The organism is Rhodanobacter sp. PCA2, from assembly GCF_013620825.1.
Classification (GTDB): Bacteria; Pseudomonadota; Gammaproteobacteria; order Xanthomonadales; family Rhodanobacteraceae; genus Rhodanobacter_A.
In genome coordinates this window covers 8,150-24,803 of record NZ_NJIC01000048.1, presented here as the reverse complement: position 1 = coordinate 24,803, position 16,654 = coordinate 8,150, and the positions used below count along the sequence as shown (strand labels likewise).

The 16,654-nt window shown below is 71.5% G+C and carries 10 protein-coding genes; 7 read left to right on the top strand and 3 right to left on the bottom strand.

All coding sequences use genetic code 11. The features are described from left to right. Window positions 1–100 precede the first annotated feature (100 nt). Complete coding sequence (locus PCA_RS15230) at window positions 101–1,198, top strand: TraB/GumN family protein (protein ID WP_255436905.1); 1,098 nt, start codon at window positions 101–103, stop codon at window positions 1,196–1,198. Here PCA_RS15230 and PCA_RS15225 read toward each other — a convergent pair whose 3' ends face one another. Together PCA_RS15225 and PCA_RS15220 are read right to left on the bottom strand one after the other, a co-directional pair. Beyond that, a complete protein-coding gene (locus tag PCA_RS15225) occupies window positions 1,199–2,146 on the bottom strand; it encodes an aldo/keto reductase (RefSeq protein WP_181303460.1) in 948 nt (315 codons plus the stop codon). It abuts the gene before it with no gap. A gap of 101 nt (window positions 2,147–2,247) precedes the next feature. Continuing rightward, complete coding sequence (locus PCA_RS15220; protein ID WP_181303459.1) at window positions 2,248–2,457, bottom strand: hypothetical protein; 210 nt, start codon at window positions 2,455–2,457, stop codon at window positions 2,248–2,250. A 102-nt stretch (window positions 2,458–2,559) separates the two neighbouring features. Here PCA_RS15220 and PCA_RS15215 point away from each other — a divergent pair, with 102 nt between their 5' ends. The 4 genes from PCA_RS15215 to PCA_RS15200 all read left to right on the top strand — a co-directional run bounded on the left by PCA_RS15215 (window position 2,560) and on the right by PCA_RS15200 (window position 5,713). After that, on the top strand, window positions 2,560–3,480 hold the full coding sequence (locus PCA_RS15215) for a LysR substrate-binding domain-containing protein (RefSeq protein ID WP_181303458.1): 921 nt from the start codon (window positions 2,560–2,562) through the stop codon (window positions 3,478–3,480). Window positions 3,481–3,563: 83 nt separating this feature from the next. Further along, entirely contained in the window at window positions 3,564–4,226 is a 663-nt protein-coding gene (locus tag PCA_RS15210; protein ID WP_181303457.1) for an NYN domain-containing protein, read from the top strand. Between the two features lie 130 nt (window positions 4,227–4,356). Beyond that, window positions 4,357–5,151: a methyltransferase gene (locus PCA_RS15205; protein ID WP_255436909.1), complete on the top strand. Its 795-nt coding sequence runs from the start codon at window positions 4,357–4,359 to the stop codon at window positions 5,149–5,151. Between the two features lie 25 nt (window positions 5,152–5,176). Next, window positions 5,177–5,713: a pseudouridine synthase gene (locus tag PCA_RS15200; RefSeq protein WP_181303455.1), complete on the top strand. Its 537-nt coding sequence runs from the start codon at window positions 5,177–5,179 to the stop codon at window positions 5,711–5,713. Window positions 5,714–5,882: 169 nt separating this feature from the next. Here PCA_RS15200 and PCA_RS15195 read toward each other — a convergent pair whose 3' ends face one another. Next, entirely contained in the window at window positions 5,883–6,704 is an 822-nt protein-coding gene (locus tag PCA_RS15195; RefSeq protein ID WP_181303454.1) for a TatD family hydrolase, read from the bottom strand. A gap of 341 nt (window positions 6,705–7,045) precedes the next feature. Here PCA_RS15195 and PCA_RS15190 point away from each other — a divergent pair, with 341 nt between their 5' ends. Continuing rightward, window positions 7,046–9,148 carry a S8 family serine peptidase gene (locus PCA_RS15190; RefSeq protein WP_181303453.1) on the top strand — a complete coding sequence of 701 codons (2,103 nt, stop codon included), beginning with the start codon at window positions 7,046–7,048 and terminating at the stop codon, window positions 9,146–9,148. Then, window positions 9,145–16,446 carry an ESPR-type extended signal peptide-containing protein gene (locus PCA_RS17445; protein WP_219918865.1) on the top strand — a complete coding sequence of 2,434 codons (7,302 nt, stop codon included), beginning with the start codon at window positions 9,145–9,147 and terminating at the stop codon, window positions 16,444–16,446. The genes PCA_RS15190 and PCA_RS17445 overlap by 4 nt, the downstream gene beginning before the upstream one ends. Window positions 16,447–16,654 lie beyond the last annotated feature (208 nt).

Here is a 16,654-nt window from a genome sequence, read left to right as displayed (position 1 = left end):
CGCCGCAGCGAACAATGTGCGCCTGGCGCGGTCATGGCGCCGACATTGGGCAGGCGATACGCTGCCCCGGCATCAAGAACGACCGACGAGGATGAACCCGATGCGCCGCTGGATAGTGCTGTTCTGTTTTGCGCTGACCGCACCGGTCGCGTTTGCCATGCCCGAGCAGGTGCCATCGGCCGCGGCCACAGCCGCGACTCCGCAGGTTCCCAGCGACGTGCCCCTGCTGGCGCCGGTAGTAGTGAGTGGCGTGGTGCCGGGACCGGGCCTGTGGAAGGTCAGCAAGGGCGATCACGCGCTGTGGGTGCTGGGCACGCTGTCGCCGTTGCCGGGGCATATCCAGTGGGAGTCGCACGAGGTGCAGCAGGTGCTTGCGCAATCGAAGCAGGTGCTGCTGGAACCGAAGATCAAGCTCAAGGCGGACGTCGGCTTCTTCGGCAAGCTGTTCCTGCTGCCCTCGGCCTACGGCGCGCGCAAGAATCCGGACGGCAAGACGCTGGACCAGGTGATGGATGCGCCGACCTATGCGCGCTGGCTGGTGCTGAAGCAGAAATACGTCGGCGACGACAGCGGCATCGAGCGCTGGCGGCCGCTGTTCGCGGCGCAGGAGTTGTACAAGAAGGCGCTGAAGGCGAATGGCTTGAGCAACGACGGCGGCGTGTCGGGTGCGGTGGCCGCGCTGGCGAAGCAGGACGGCGTGCCGGAGACGCCGGTGGAATACCGGGTGGAGATCAAGCAGCCGCGCGAGGCGATCAAGGCGTTCAAGTCCGCGGCGCCCAGCGACCAGGAGTGCTTCAACCGCACGCTGGACAGCATCGAGCACGACCTGCCGGCGATGACCGCGCGTGCGAACGCCTGGGCCACCGGCGACCTGGAGGAGTTGCGCCGCCTGCCGGACAGCCACCGTCGCGACGCCTGCGTCACCGCGGTCACCAGCGCCGGCTTCGCGCGGCAACTGGGCCTCGACGACGTGCCCGCGCAACTGCAGGCCGCGTGGCTGGCCGCGGCGCGCAAGTCGCTGGAAGACTACGCGACCAGTTTCGCGATGCTGCCGATGGGGGAGCTGCTCTCGCCCACCGGCTATCTCGCCAAACTCAAGGCGCAGGGTTACGAGGTGGAGGCGCCGATCGGGCTGGACGAGGCGCCGGCCGCCGCCGGAAGCGCCGCGCCTGCGGCGGCTCCGGCAAGCGGGCCCTGATCAGGCCGCGCTGGCGCGATCCAGCGCGGCAACCTCGTCGGTGCCCAGCGTGAGCGACAGCGCGCCCAGCAGTTCCTGCAATTGCGGCACGCTGGTGGCGCTGGCGATCGGTGCGGTGATGGACGGGCGGGCGATCAGCCAGGCGAGCGCCACCTGCGCGGGCGTGGCGCCGTGCGCGGCGGCAATCGCGTCCAGTGCGGCGAGCACGCCGAGTCCGTGCGGATCGAGGAAGCGCTTCGCCGCGCCGCCGCGCGCGCTGCTCTTGGCGAGGTCGGCGGCGCTGCGGTATTTGCCGGAAAGGAAACCGCTGGCCAGCGCGTAGTAGCAGACCACGCCCAGGCCTTCCTTGCGCGCCAGCGGTTCGAGTTCCGCCTCGTAGCCGGCGCGTGCGACGAGGTTGTATTCCGGCTGCAGGCATTCGTAGCGGGGCAGGCCGTGTTGCGCCGACAGCGCCAGCGCATCGGCGAGGCGGTCGGCGTTGAAGTTGGAGGCGCCGATGGCGCGCAGCTTGCCTTCCTCGATCAGCCGCCCGAACTCGCCCAGCGTCTCGTGCATGGGCACGCTGGCGTCGTCCTGGTGGGCGAAGTAGAGGTCGATGCGGTCGGTCTGCAGGCGCTGCAGCGAACCCTCCACCGCGGCGCGGATGTTGATCGGCGACAGGCCCGGATGCTCGACCCATTTCGCCACCTTGGTGGCGATCTGCACGCGGTCGCGCTTGCCGCTGCGCTTCAGCCACTTGCCGATGATGGTTTCCGATTCGCCGCCCCGGTTGCCCTGCACCCACGCGGAATAGACGTCGGCGGTGTCCACCATGCTGCCACCGCCGTCGACGAACGCATCCAGCAGTTCGAACGAGTGCGCCTCGTCGGCGCTCCAGCCGAACACGTTGCCGCCGAACACCAGCGGGGCGATGGAAAGCGGCGAGCGGCCGATTGCGCGGGTTTGCATGGGAGATCTCCGGCGGCGGGAAACGACGCCGGCGGCCGCGCACGTCGCACGCGACCCGGCCGGCAGGGGATGCTGCCGACATGGGTGCGCACGGCCGTCGATCAAGGCGAGTTGATCGGGAACAGGCGGCGTGCCTTGCCGGCCACGGCGCGCCACGAGTCGCGCCGGGCGACGGCATCGTCCTCGCACAATCGCCGGACTGCGGCGCGCAGCGGCAGCGGGCGCCGGTCTTCGCGCGTCAACTCGCGTACGAGTTCGGGGGAATGCACATGGCCTTGCTGCAGCAGCAGGCCGACGAAGGGCGAGCGCATGATGAATTCCTTGCAAGTGGATCGGGGACAACAGCAAGGTAGGGCGCGGCGTGGGGCCGAAAAAGCGATATCTTCGCAAGCCTGACTTGAGGGATGTTCAAGATGTCCAAGCTCTCGCTGGACCTGCTGCAGCAGTTCGTGCTGGTCGCCCGCCACGGCAAGCTGTCGCGCGCCGCGGAGCAGGCCCATCTCACTGTGAGCGCGCTCAGCCACCAGATGCGCCAGCTGGAGGAACGGCTGGGCCGGCGCCTGCTCGAACGCGGCCCGCGCGGCGTGAGCCTCACCGCGGAGGGTTGCCGCCTGCTCGACGCGGTGGGCGGGCACTTCGACGGCATCGAGCACGCGCTGTCCCGCTACCGCGAGCGCCACCACGACGCGCTCACGCTCAGCGCCCACGCCGGCGTCGTCTCCAGCTGGCTGGTGCCGCGGCTGCCCCGGCTGGTGGCGGCGCATCCGGAACTGGAGCTCAACCTGCAATCGAGTTCCACGCTGGTGCAGTTCGACCGCGAGCCGGTGGACGCCGCCGTGCGCTATGGCCGCGGCGAGTGGCCGGGCCTGCGCAGCGAGCGCCTGTTCGGCGAGTGGGTGGCGCCGGTGGCGGCGCCCGCCTTGCTGGCACGCATGGGCGATGCCGATCCGCACGATCTCGCGCAGTGGCCGCTGCTGGGCGACCCCGATCCGCCGAACTTCTGGCGCAGCTGGTTCGAGCATTTCGGCGGCACGCCGCCGCGCCGCTACGTGGCGAATTTCGACAACCTCGAAGCGGTGCGCCACGCGGCGCTGGAAGGGCTGGGCGTGGCGATGGGGCGCATGGTGATGTCCAGGTCGCTGATCGACGCCGGCCGCCTGGTCGTGCTGGGCGAGCGCTACCTGCCGGTGAGCCATGCCTACTGGCTGGTCTACCCGCCGCGCTCGGAGCAGCACCGCGGCCTGCAGGTCTTCCGCGAATGGCTGCTGGCCGAGGCGGACGATTACCGCCGGCAGCTGCCGATGAAGGCGCACGAAACCGTGCCGGAAGCCTGAGGCGGCGCGCATCGCTTAAAATCGTCGTGGCCGGCCACCTATGGGCCGGCATCATCCGATAGCGCAACCCATAAGGACTTCCTATGCAACGCACGGCCATCCTCGTCGACGGCGCCTTTTTCCTTGCCCGCTACCGCAAGGTGTGGGGCGAGCGCGACGCGAACGACGCGCGCACCGTGGCCAAGACCGCGTTCGGCATGGCGCTGGAGCACCTGAAGACGCTGGATCGTCCGCGCGATTCGCTGTACCGCATCTTCTTCTACGACTGCCCGCCGCTGGAAAAGAGTTTCGTGCGCCCGGTGAGCGGCGACATCGTGGACTTCGGCCGCAGCGGCGCCGCCGCGTTCCGCCGCGAGCTGCACGAGCAGCTGCGCCGCCAGCGCAAGATGGCGCTGCGGCTGGGTCGCCTCGCCGAACGTGGCGAGTGGAAGCTGAAGGTCAACGCCATGCAGCAATTGCGCGACGGCAGCCTGCGCTGGGACGAGCTGGGCGACGAGCACTACGAGCCGGACATGCGCCAGACCCAGGTGGACATGAAGATCGGCATCGACATCGCCGCGCTGGCGTACAAGCGGCAGGTGGACCAGATCGTGCTGGTGGCCGGCGACGCGGATTTCATCCCCGCCGCGAAGCTGGCGCGGCGCGAAGGCATCGACTTCATCCTCGACCCGATGTGGCACGGCATCGCCTCGGACCTGCACGAGCACATCGACGGGTTGCAGTCGGTATGTCCGCGGCCGTCCTGAACCGGGCACGGCGTCAACCGCCGTGCACACGCCATCCCGCATACTGCGCGGACTCATCCATGCACGGGAGCCAGCCATGAAACGTTCCACTCTGTTCGCGTCGCTCGCCGCGCTGCTGCTGGCCACCGGCATGGCGGCGGCACCGGGCCACGCGCAGGAGGCGACCGCCGCCGGACACGCAGCCGGCGCCGCCGGCCTCGACGCCGCGATCGCAGGCAGCTGGCGCACGCCCGCGAACCGTGCGCGCGACGTCTACCGCCATCCCGGGGCCACGCTGCAGTTCTTCGGCGTGCAGCCGGACCAGACCGTGATCGAGATACTCCCGGGCGGCGGCTGGTACACTGAGATCCTCGCGCCGCTGCTGCGCGACCACGGCCACTACATCGCCGCCGAGGCGGCGCCTGTCGGCGGCGAGGCGAAGCGCGACGACACGGCCTTGCGGAGGAAGCTGGCCGCCGATCCGGCCGCCTACGGCAAGGCCCGCATCGTCGAGTTCGATCCCAAGGCGCCGGTGTTCGGGCCGCCCGGCTCGGCCGACCGCGTGCTGACCTTCCGCAACGTGCACAACTGGGCGGAAGCCGGCACCGCGCCGGCGATGTTCAAGGCGTTCTTCGCCGTGCTCAAACCCGGCGGCGTGCTCGGCGTGACCGACCACCGCGCCGCGCCTGGGGCCAGCGAGGCCGCGGTGGAATCCAGCGGCTACCTGCCCACGGACTACGTGATCAAGCTCGCCACCGACGCCGGCTTCAAGCTCGAGGGCCAGAGCGAGATCAACGCGAACCCGAAGGACAACCGGGACCATCCCAAGGGCGTGTGGACCTTGCCGCCCACGCTGGCGCTGGGCGACAAGGATCGCGCGAAATACCAGGCCATCGGCGAATCGGACCGCATGACGCTGCGCTTCGTGAAGCCGGCGGCGCACTGAGCCGCCCGTTGCGCGTGCCATCGCCATGCTGATCGCGCTCAACAAGCCCTACGGCGTGTTGTGCCAGTTCACCAGCGACGACGGCCGGCCCACGCTGGCCGACTACGTGGGGCAGAAGGGCGTGTACGCGGCAGGCCGGCTGGACCACGACAGCGAAGGCCTGCTGCTGCTCACCGACGACGGCCGGCTGCAGCACCGCCTGGCCGATCCGCATCACAAGCAGCCCAAGACCTACCTGGTGCAGGTGGACGGCGCCATCGACGACGCGGCGCTGGCCGCGCTGCGCCGTGGCGTGCTGCTGAACGACGGCCCGACCTTGCCCACGCCTGCGGAACACGCCGAAGAACCGGACTGGCTGTGGCCGCGCGATCCGCCCGTGCGTTTCCGCAAGAGCATTCCCACCAGCTGGCTCACGCTCACGTTGCGCGAAGGGCGCAACCGGCAGGTGCGGCGCATGACCGCCGCGGTGGGCTTTCCCACGCTGCGGCTGATCCGCCTGCGTATCGGCGAACATGCGCTGGACGGCCTGGCGCCCGGCGAAACCCGCGTGCTCTCGCGCTAAGTATGGTGTGATTTTGCTCGTCGTCCCGGCGAAGGCCGGGACCCAGTGCCTGCAAGCCACGGAACATCAATGGACTGGATGACCCGCTTCGCTGTTGTGAAGCGCCTCTTGCGAGACCGGCCCTTCGGTCGTTGAAAACCGCAGGAATGACGAGCAGGCAGTCGATTGATCAGTCCTTCGCCAGGGGCCGCGCCTGCGCCAGTGGCGGCAGGCCGAAGAACGCCTCCGCGGTGGCGGTGGTGTGCGCGGCCAGCGTCTCCACGGATTCGCCGCGGTCGCGCGCGATCTCTTCGGCGATGTGCCGCAGGTACATCGGCTCGTTGCGCCGGTGCGCGGGCTGCGGGCGCACCGTGCGCGGCAGCAGGTAGGGCGCGTCGGTCTCGATCATCAGGCGGTTCGCGGGGATGTCGCGCACCAGCTCGCGCAGGTGGGTGCCGCGGCGTTCGTCGCAGATCCAGCCGGTGATGCCGATGTGGCAGTCCAGCGCAAGGTAGCCGGCGAGCGCCTCGCGGGTATCGGTGAAGCAGTGCACCACCGCAGTCGGCAGCTTGTCGCGCCAGCGCTTTAGCAGCACGACGAAATCCGCGTGCGCGTCGCGCTGGTGCAGGAACACCGGCTTGCCCAGTTCCGCCGCGATCGCCAGCTGGCGTTCGAACACCTGCAACTGCACGTCGCGCGGCGAGTAGTTGCGGTGGTAGTCCAGTCCGGCCTCGCCCAGCGCGCGCACCGCAGGATCATGCGCAAGCTGGCGCAGCCGCGCCTCGGTGGCGTCGTCGTAGTCCACCGCATGGTGCGGATGCACGCCGGCGGTCGCCCACAGCACGCCCGGGTGGGCATGGGCCAGCGCGAGCGCGTGCTCGTTGCCTTCGCGCGAAGCCCCCGTGACGATCATCCTGCCCACGCCATGCGCCTGCGCGCGTTGCAGCGTGACATCGATGTCGTGACGGAACGATTCGTGGCCCAGGTTGGCGCCTATGTCCAGCAACTGCATGGGTAGATCCGGAATGGCCTGCGGACATTTTCGCAGACGTGCGGGAATCCGCCAGCGGCCGCATCCGAAGCGCTGACGAGGGCGTCGCGGCCGCGTTCACATCCTCTTCGCAAAAAATTTCGCACCGCGTATTGACCACCGCAAATACTTGCGGATACGTTGCGAGGTACGTCACGAAACGAGTCGCGAGGCTTGATCGGTGCGATTGCCGGCAGGCCCCCTTCCCGTGGGTTGGCAGGCGCTGTTTCCGCGCAGGGGGAGGAAACGGTATATGGCGCCCGGCACGGGCGCCGACCACGCCGGACGGCCATAGCTGCCTCCGGTGCAATGGGGAGTCAGGCATGACGAAGCACTTGGGGCTCAAGGGTTTGCTTGCGGCCGCCGTGGCCATGGCATTTGCGATGCCGGCAACGGCGGCGGGCGCACCACAGTCGCAGGGATCGACGACGGCGCGTTTCGATGTCAGCGGCCTGCAGGACGGCGTCTCCTATGATCGTTTCATCGTCACCTATCGCGACGGCAGCACGCAGGCCGTGCAGAGCGGTGCGGCGGCGCAAGCCGTGGGCGCGGCGATCGACCGTGCCGGCCTGAACAGGGCGGCGCGTTCCCTGTCAGGGGCGCCGCTGCAGGCGGTCGCGGCACGCTACCAGCGCAAACTGGCGATAGGCGCGGACCTCATTCGCACCTCGCGCAAGCTCGATCGGGCCGAGGCGGCCGCGTTGATCGAGCAGATCGCCGCCGATCCGGCGGTGGCCTACGTCGAGCCCGACCTGCTGCGGCGGGCGGTGCGCGACATCCGCAGCCCCGACGCGCTGAGCCCGGCCACGTTCACCCCGAACGACCCCTACTACGCCAAATACCAGTGGGACCTGCAGACGCCCGACGGCGCCGCCGACGGGTTCGGCAACCCGAACTGGGGCGGCAGCAACGTCAACAACGCGTGGGACCTGGCCGACGGCACCGGCATCGTCATCGCCGTGCTGGACACCGGCATCACCACCCACGTCGACGTCGACACCACGCTGGGGGATGCCGGTTACGACTTCATCACCGATGCCTACGTCTCCGGCCGCGACGCGGACGGCCGCGTGCCCGGCGGCTGGGATATCGGCGACTGGACCGACACCGCGCCCTGGGTGAACGACGCCCAGTGCGTCAACGCCAACAACCCGGCCGAACCCAGCAGCTGGCACGGCACCCACGTCGCCAGCACCGCCGGCGCCGAGCGCACCAACAACGGCGTGGGCATGGCAGGCATCGCGCATGGCGCGAAGGTGCTGCCGCTACGCGTGCTCGGCCATTGCGGCGGCTACGACAGCGACATCAACGACGCCATCGTGTGGGCCGCCGGCGGCAGCGTGAGCGGCCTGCCCGCGAACAGCCATCCCGCCCAGGTCATCAATCTCAGCCTCGGCGGCCGCGGTACCTGCACCGCCAGCAGTGCGGCGGCGCAGGCGATCGGCAAGGCCCGCGCACTCGGTGCGGTGGTGGTGGTGTCGGCCGGCAACAGCAATGCCGATGCCGCCGGCTACTCGCCCGCCGGTTGCCCCGGCGCAGTCGCCGTGGCGGCCACCGGCGTCACCAGCAAGCGCGCCTACTACTCCAACTACGGCAGCGTGGTGAAGATCGCCGCCCCCGGCGGCGGCGTCTACGCCAACGACGCCAGCAGCGGCAGCCAGGCGAACGACGGCTTCGTCTGGCAGGCGCTGAACAGCGGCAAGAGCACGCCGGTGGCGAACGACTCCAACTACGGCGGCTACGCCGGCACCTCGCAGGCCGCGCCGCACGTCTCCGGCACGGTGGCCTTGATGCAGGGCGCGCGCCTGGCCGCGGACCTGCCGCTGATGAGTCCGGACGAAGTGCTCGGCGTCCTGCAGTCCACCGCGCTCGCGCCCAAGGTGACGCCGTCAGGCAGCCAGCCGATCGGTGCCGGCATCGTGGATGCCCACGCGGCAGTGACCAAGGCAGTGGGAGGCGGCGGCGACCCGGGCGATCCGACCGCGATTGCGCTCAGCAACGGCGTGTCGCTCACCGGCCAGTCCGGCAGTGCCGGGGCCAGCAAGGTCTACAAGCTGGATGTGCCGGCCGGGGCATTGGGCCTCAGCCTGCGTACGCTGGGCGGCACCGGTGACGTCTCGCTGTACGTGAAGCAGGGTGCGGCGGCCACCGCCGCCAGCTACGACTTCAAGTCGGCGCATCCGGGCAACAACGAGTCCGTGGTGATCACGCGACCCGCGGCCGGCACCTATTACGTCACCGTGGTGGGTGAAACCGCCTACAGCGGCGTGACGGTGCGGCGGGAGGCCGGCTCGTCTTCCGGTCATGGCGCGCCCTCCCGATCGGGAGCGGCGCCATCGCACGTACGCATGCATACGCCACCGACCGCCGGCTGCCACAGGCGCCCGGCCGGCTGGCCCCTCCGGTCTGAGTGGAGCATCCCATGAACAGGATTTACAGCAAGGTCTGGAACAAGTCGCTTGGCTGCCTCGTCGTCGCTTCCGAATTCGCCCGCGCCAACGGCAAGGGCGGCGCGTCCCGGCGCCTGCGCGCCTCGCTGGGCGCCCTGACCCTTGCCGCCGGCATCATGGGCAGCGCCCACGCCGCCGCGGTCAACCAACCCGCGGCCACCACGACGGTCGCCGCGACCGCTCCGGCTGCTGTCGCTCCCAACGAAGCCGCAAACCCGGACGGCAGCTTCGCCACCGGCAGCGGCACCGCCACCGGCGCGAACGCCACCGCCGTGGGCAAGGGCGCCACCGCCACCGGCAACGGCACCACCGCCGTGGGCGGCGCCAGCCAGGCGACCAAGGTCAGCGCCTCCGCGTTCGGCAACAACGCCAAGGCCGTCGAAACCAACGCCACGGCCCTGGGCGCGAACGCCCAGGCGCTGGGCGCCACCTCCAGCGCAATCGGTTCCAACGCACAGGCACGTTCCCGCGGCGCCACCGCCGTCGGCTACGACAGCCGCGTGCTGGATACCGCCGACAACGGCACGGCGATCGGCAATGCCGCCCGCGCGAATGCCAGGAACAGCGTGGCGCTGGGCGCCGGCAGCATCGCCGACCGCGCGAACAGCGTGTCGGTGGGCGCGGCGGGCAGCGAACGCCAGATCACCAACGTGGCGGCCGGCACCGCGGCCACCGACGCGGTGAACCTGTCGCAGTTGAACGACACGGTCGGCAGCGCGACGCGCTTCTTCCAGGCGAACGGCGCGACCGACGGCAGCGAAGACGCACTGGTGCTGGGCGAACACGGCGTGGCGGCGGGCGCGAGCGCGATGGCGAACGGCGAGGAGAGCGCGGCGCTGGGCTACAGCGCGGATGCGGAAGGTGCGAGCAGCGTGGCGATCGGCGCGCACAGCTTCGCGCTGGAGGCGCAGTCCACCGCGCTGGGTGCGAATGCGAACGCGCTGGGCGTGGGCAGCGTGGCGGTGGGCTACGGTAGCGTGGCCACGGGCACGAACAGCGTGGCGACCGGCAACGGCAGCGTGGCGGCCGAGACCGGCGCCTCGGCCTACGGCAACGCGGCACAGGCGAATGGTGCGTACAGCTCGGCGCTGGGCACGGAGTCGGTCGCCGGCGGCACGCAGGCGCTGAGTGCAGGCTTCCGCGCCAGCGCCACTAACGATGGCGCCACGGCGCTGGGCAGCTACAGCCAGGCCGATGGCCGTCTCGGCACGGCGGTGGGCTACGGCGCCCAGGCCGTCAGCAACAACAGCGTGGCGGTGGGCGTCTCCAGCCAGGCCACCGGCATCGAGGCGGTGGCGATCGGCAGCCAGGCGGCAGCGACCGGCGACTACGGCGTGGCCGTGGGCGGTCGTGCCGATGTGGGCGACCTGCTGTTCGGCTTCCCCGGTCTGCTCTACCAGGGCACCACCAGCGCGGGCGTCGCCGCCAGCGCGTTCGGCAACGGCGCCATGGCCACCGGCCTGGGCGCCACCGCGATCGGCACCATGGCGCAGGCCGATGGCGTGCAGTCCACCGCACTGGGCGCGTTGGCCACGGCCGACCTCGATGGCGGGACCGCGCTGGGCAGCGGCAGCTACGCGGAAGGCGCGGACAGCACCACGGTGGGCTCCTTCGCGCACGCGCAGGCCGACAACAGCGTGGCGCTGGGAGCCAACAGCGTGGCCGACCGCGCGGACAGCGTGTCGGTGGGCGCGGTGGGCAGCGAACGCCAGATCACCAATGTCGCCGCCGGCACGCAGGACACCGACGCGGTGAACCTGTCGCAGTTGAACGACGCGGTGGGCGGTGCAACGCGCTTCTTCCAGGCGAACGGCGCGACCGACGGCAGCGAGGACGCACTGGTGCTGGGCGAACACGGCGTGGCGGCGGGCGCGAGCGCGATGGCGAACGGCGCCGAGAGCGCGGCGCTGGGCTACAGCGCGGATGCGGAAGGTGCGAGCAGCGTGGCGATCGGCGCGCACAGCTTCGCGCTGGAAGCGCAGTCGACCGCGCTGGGTGCGAACGCGAACGCGCTGGGCGTGAATAGCGTGGCGGTGGGCTACGGCAGCGTGGCGGCGGGCGAGAACAGCGTGGCCACGGGCGCGAATGCGCAGGCCACGGGCGCCGACAGCGTGGCGAGCGGCGCGAACAGCGTGGCGGCCGAGACCGGCGCGTCGTCCTACGGCAGCGCGGCGCAGGCGAATGGCGCGTACAGCTCGGCGCTGGGTACGGAGTCGGTCGCCGCCGGCACGCAGGCGACCGCGTTGGGCTTCCGCGCCAGCGCCACGAACGACGGTGCCACCGCGCTGGGCAGCTACTCGGAAGCGGCCGGTTTCCTCAGCACCGGCGTGGGCTACGGGGCCAGTGCCTCGGGCGACTACGCATTTGCCGGCGGCGTGAGCGCCAACGCGGCGGGCGAGAGCAGCGTGGCGGTGGGCGAGGGCAGCGTCGCGAACGCCGACCAGAGCGTGGCGATCGGTGGCAGCGTGTTCGGTCTGTTCGGCACCGAGGCGAACGGCTTCGGAGCGGTGGCGGTGGGCGCCGGCAGCTATGCGTCGGCGGACGAAGCGACCGCGGTCGGCTGGCTGGCGGAAGCCGATGCCGTGGGCAGCACTGCGCTGGGTTCCGGCGCGTGGGTGCGCTCCAGCGCGAACAACGCGGTGGCGCTGGGCGCCGACTCGGTGGCGAGCCGGGCGAACAGCGTGTCGGTGGGCGACGCGGGTGCGGAACGCCAGATCACCAACGTGGCGGCCGGCACCGAAGCCACCGATGCGGTGAACAAGGGCCAGCTGGATGCGGTGGCGAACGCGACTGCGGTCGCCAGCCACCTGTTCACGGCTGACGGCGCCACCGACGGCAGCGAGGACGCACTGGCGTTGGGCGAGCACGGCGTGGCGGCGGGCGCGAGCGCGATGGCGAACGGTGCCGAGAGCGCGGCGCTGGGCTACAGCGCGGATGCGGAAGGGGCGAGCAGCGTGGCGATCGGCGCGCACAGCTTCGCGCTGGAAGCGCAGTCAACCGCACTGGGTGCGAACGCGAACGCGCTGGGCGTGGGCAGCGTGGCGACGGGCTACGGCAGCGTGGCGACCGGCGCGAACAGCGTGGCCAATGGCAGCAACGCCCAGGCCAACGGTGCGGCCAGCGTGGCGGTCGGCGGCGTGGCCGTGGACGAGAACGGCAACCCGCTGCTGCAGGATGCCGATGGCAATCCGATCGTCGCCGCCGCCACCAGTTCGGGAGCGGGCGCTGCCGCGGTCGGCGCCAGTGCGGTCGCCGACGGGTTGGCCAGTGCCGCGTTCGGAGTGGGCGCCAGCGCCATCGGGCAGCAGGCCACGGCGGTGGGCGGCGTCGCCACCGCCGTCGGCAGCTTCGCCACCTCGGTCGGCTCGCAGAGCGCCGCGATCGGCAACGGCAGCCTGGCGGTGGGCGGCTCGGCCGACCTGATCCCCGGCCTGGGCTTCTACATCGACACCGTGGCCAGTGGCGAAAACGCCGCCGCGCTGGGCGCCGGCGCCCACGCGCTCGCCGACAACGCCACCGCGGTCGGTGCCATCACCGAAGCCGGCGGCGTCGCCAGCACCGCGCTGGGCTACTTCGCCTACGCGCCGGCGGACAACGCCACCGCACTGGGCGCCAACAGCTGGGCCTCGGGCGCCAGCAGCGTCGCGATCGGCGACACCAGCACCGCGATGGCCGACAACAGCGTGGCGCTCGGTGCCAACAGCTGGGCCGACCGCGCGAACAGCGTGTCGGTGGGCGCGGCGGGCAGCGAACGCCAGATCACCAACGTGGCGGCCGGCACGCAGGCCACCGACGCGGTGAACCTGTCGCAGTTGAACGACACGGTCGGCAGCGCGACGCGCTTCTTCCAGGCAGACGGCGCGACCGACGGCAGCGAAGATGCGCTGGTGCTGGGCGAACACGGCGTGGCGGCGGGCGCGAGCGCGATGGCGAACGGCGCCGAGAGCGCGGCGCTGGGCTACAGCGCGGATGCGGAAGGGGCGAGCAGCGTGGCGATCGGCGCGCACAGCTTCGCGCTGGAGGCGCAGTCGACCGCGCTGGGCGCGAACGCGAACGCGCTGGGCGTGGGCAGCGTGGCGGTGGGCTACGGCAGCGTGGCCACGGGCACGAACAGCGTGGCGACCGGCAGCGGCAGCGTGGCGGCCGAGACCGGCGCCTCGGCCTACGGCAACGCGGCACAGGCGAATGGTGCGTACAGCTCGGCGCTGGGCACGGAGTCGGTCGCCGGCGGCACGCAGGCGCTGAGTGCAGGCTTCCGCGCCAGCGCCACTAACGATGGCGCCACGGCGCTGGGCAGCTACAGCCAGGCCGATGGCCGTCTCGGCACGGCGGTGGGCTACGGCGCCCAGGCCGTCAGCAACAACAGCGTGGCGGTGGGCGTCTCCAGCCAGGCCACCGGCATCGAGGCGGTGGCGATCGGCAGCCAGGCGGCAGCGACCGGCGACTACGGCGTGGCCGTGGGCGGTCGTGCCGATGTGGGCGACCTGCTGTTCGGCTTCCCCGGTCTGCTCTACCAGGGCACCACCAGCGCGGGCGTCGCCGCCAGCGCGTTCGGCAACGGTGCCATGGCCACCGGCCTGGGCGCCACCGCGATCGGCACCATGGCGCAGGCCGATGGCGTGCAATCCACCGCACTGGGCGCGTTGGCCACGGCCGATCTCGACGGTGGAACCGCGCTGGGCAGCGGCAGCTACGCGGAAGGCGCGGACAGCACCACGGTGGGTTCCTTCGCGCACGCGCAGGCCGACAACAGCGTGGCGCTGGGAGCCAACAGCGTGGCCGACCGCGCGGACAGCGTGTCGGTGGGCGCGGTGGGAGCGGAGCGCCAGATCACCAACGTGGCGGCCGGCACGCAGGCCACCGACGCGGTGAACCTGTCGCAGTTGAACGACGCGGTGGGCGGTGCGACGCGCTTCTTCCAGGCGAACGGCGCGACCGACGGCAGCGAGGACGCACTGGTGCTGGGCGAGCACGGCGTGGCGGCGGGCGCGAGCGCGATGGCGAACGGCGAAGAGAGCGCGGCGCTGGGCTACAGCGCGGATGCGGAAGGGGCGAGCAGCGTGGCGATCGGCGCGCACAGCTTCGCGCTGGAAGCGCAGTCCACGGCACTGGGCGCGAACGCGAACGCGCTGGGCGTGAATAGCGTGGCGGTGGGCTACGGCAGCGTGGCGGCGGGCGAGAACAGCGTGGCCACGGGCGCGAATGCGCAGGCCACGGGCGCCGACAGCGTGGCGACCGGCGCGAACAGCGTGGCGGCCGAGACCGGAGCCTCGGCCTACGGCAGTGCGGCGCAGGCGAATGGCGCGTACAGCTCGGCGCTGGGCACGGAGTCGGTTGCTGCCGGCACGCAGGCGACCGCGCTGGGCTTCCGCGCCAGCGCCACGAACGACGGCGCCACCGCGCTGGGCAGCTACTCGGAAGCGGCCGGTTTCCTCAGCACCGGCGTGGGCTACGGGGCCAATGCCTCGGGCGACTACGCCTACGCCGGCGGCACGGGTGCGGAGGCCAGCGGCACGAACAGCGTGGCGATCGGCAGGGGCAGCACGGCCAGCGGCAACCAGAGCGTGGTGGTGGGCGGTGCGGCCGGGGCGTTCGCCGCCGAAGCCAGCGGCACCGGTTCGTCCGGCCTGGGTGCGGGTGCCTGGGCCACCGGCAACTACGCCACCGCGCTGGGCTGGAATACCTGGGCGGACGGCGAGAGCAGCCTGGCGGTCGGCGAGAGCGCATTGGCAGCCGAACTGGGCGCGAGCGCCGTGGGCGCGCAGGCCGAAGCCTGGGGCGCGCAATCCACCGCGATCGGTGCGGTTGCGGTCGCCGATGCGGACGGTGCCAGCGCGTTCGGCAGCGGCAGCTATGCGGCGGCCGCGGACAGCACGGCGGTGGGCTTCCTCGCCGCGGCCACAGCGGCGAACAGCGTGGCGCTGGGAGCGAACAGCGTGGCCGACCGGGCGAACACCGTGTCGGTGGGCAGCGCGGGTGCCGAACGCCAGATCGCCAACGTGGCGGCCGGCACCGAAGCCACCGATGCGGTGAACGTGGGCCAGTTGGAAGATGCGATCGGCGGCCTGGACAGCCAGATCGCGAATGCGGTGGCCTACGACGACGCCGGCAAGGCCAAGGTCACGCTGGCCGGCAGCGGCGGCACCACGCTGGCCAACGTGAAGGCCGGCGCGCTGGGTGCCACCAGCATGGAAGCGGTCAACGGCGGCCAGTTGTTCCGCTTCGGCGACGACCTCGCCCAGGCGCTGGGCGGCGGCGCCAGCATGGGCGCGGCCGGCTTCACGGGGCCGGTCTACACCTTGCAGGGCGGCAGCTACTACAACGTGGGCGATGCGCTGGGCGCGCTGGATGGCGCGATCGGCGGCCTCTCCTTCCGCATGGACAGCGCGGAGAAGACGCTTGCCGAAATCGGCAGCAAGGGCAACGGGAACGGCAACAATGGAAACGGCAACGGAAACGGCAACGGCAACAACGGCAATGGAAACGGCAACGGCAAGGGCAACAGCACCGGCACCGGCAATGGCCTGGCGGTGGGCCCGGGCAGCCTGGCCAAGGACAGCGGCGACATCGCGATCGGCAGCGGTGCGGTAGTCCACGCGGACAACAGCACCACGATAGGCACCGGCGCCAGCTCCACCGCGGCCGCCACCAACTCGGTCACGGTGGGCGCGAACGCGAGCAACGATGCCGCCTCCGGCGTGGCGCTGGGTTCCGGCGCCAGCGTGCAGGGCGGCACCGTCAATGCGGTGGCGCTGGGCGCGGGCTCGGTGGCGGACCGGGCGAACAGCGTGTCGGTGGGTGCGGCAGGCAGCGAACGCCAGATCACCAACGTGGCGGCCGGCACGCAGGCCACCGATGCGGCGAACAGCGGCCAGGTGCAGCAGGCCCTGGTCGACGCCAAGGCCTACGCCGATGCCGGCAACACGACCGCGGTCAATACGGCCAAGGCGTATACCGACCAGAAGGTGGCCGGCCTCGCCACCGGTGCCGACCTGAACGGCCTGCGCAGCGAGGTCAACGACCAGTTCCGCGTGGTCAACCAGCGCATGAGCCGCATCGGCGCGATGGGCGCCGCGATGTCGCAGATGGCGTTCAGCACGCAAGGCATCGAAACGCCGAACCGCGTGGGCGTGGGCGTGGGCGGCTACCGCGGCCAGGCGGCGTTGTCGGTGGGCTTCTCGCGCTCGCTGTCGCGCAACGCGAACCTCTCCGTGGGAGCGGCGGTGAGCGGAAGCGAGGCGTCCGGCGGCGTGGGCCTGGGCATAGGCTGGTAGGCGGCGACCGTCCCGGTGGGGCGGGGCCAACAAGGAGAACGGAACCGGCGCCTGTACGGGCGCCGGTTTTCTTTGTGCGCCGGGCACATGGTTGCGCGGGTTTCGCAAGAACTGCCGGGGTGAACCGCCGCGCACGGCTGCGGTCGTACCGTTGACGGGGAGGGCACGCTACAGTGCTCGTCCGGTCGCGGATGGGCCGCAAGCGAGG

Excerpts from the sequence above, each read along its gene's own strand:
- PCA_RS15210 (WP_181303457.1), top strand. The coding sequence starts at position 3,564 with ATGCAACGCACGGCCATCCTCGTCGACGGCGCCTTTTTCCTTGCCCGC.
- PCA_RS15230 (WP_255436905.1), top strand. The coding sequence starts at position 101 with ATGCGCCGCTGGATAGTGCTGTTCTGTTTTGCGCTGACCGCACCGGTC.
- PCA_RS15195 (WP_181303454.1), bottom strand. The coding sequence starts at position 6,704 with ATGCAGTTGCTGGACATAGGCGCCAACCTGGGCCACGAATCGTTCCGT.
- PCA_RS15200 (WP_181303455.1), top strand. The coding sequence starts at position 5,177 with ATGCTGATCGCGCTCAACAAGCCCTACGGCGTGTTGTGCCAGTTCACC.
- PCA_RS17445 (WP_219918865.1), top strand. The coding sequence starts at position 9,145 with ATGAACAGGATTTACAGCAAGGTCTGGAACAAGTCGCTTGGCTGCCTC.
- PCA_RS15190 (WP_181303453.1), top strand. The coding sequence starts at position 7,046 with ATGACGAAGCACTTGGGGCTCAAGGGTTTGCTTGCGGCCGCCGTGGCC.
- PCA_RS15220 (WP_181303459.1), bottom strand. The coding sequence starts at position 2,457 with ATGCGCTCGCCCTTCGTCGGCCTGCTGCTGCAGCAAGGCCATGTGCAT.
- PCA_RS15225 (WP_181303460.1), bottom strand. The coding sequence starts at position 2,146 with ATGCAAACCCGCGCAATCGGCCGCTCGCCGCTTTCCATCGCCCCGCTG.
- PCA_RS15215 (WP_181303458.1), top strand. The coding sequence starts at position 2,560 with ATGTCCAAGCTCTCGCTGGACCTGCTGCAGCAGTTCGTGCTGGTCGCC.
- PCA_RS15205 (WP_255436909.1), top strand. The coding sequence starts at position 4,357 with ATGGCGGCGGCACCGGGCCACGCGCAGGAGGCGACCGCCGCCGGACAC.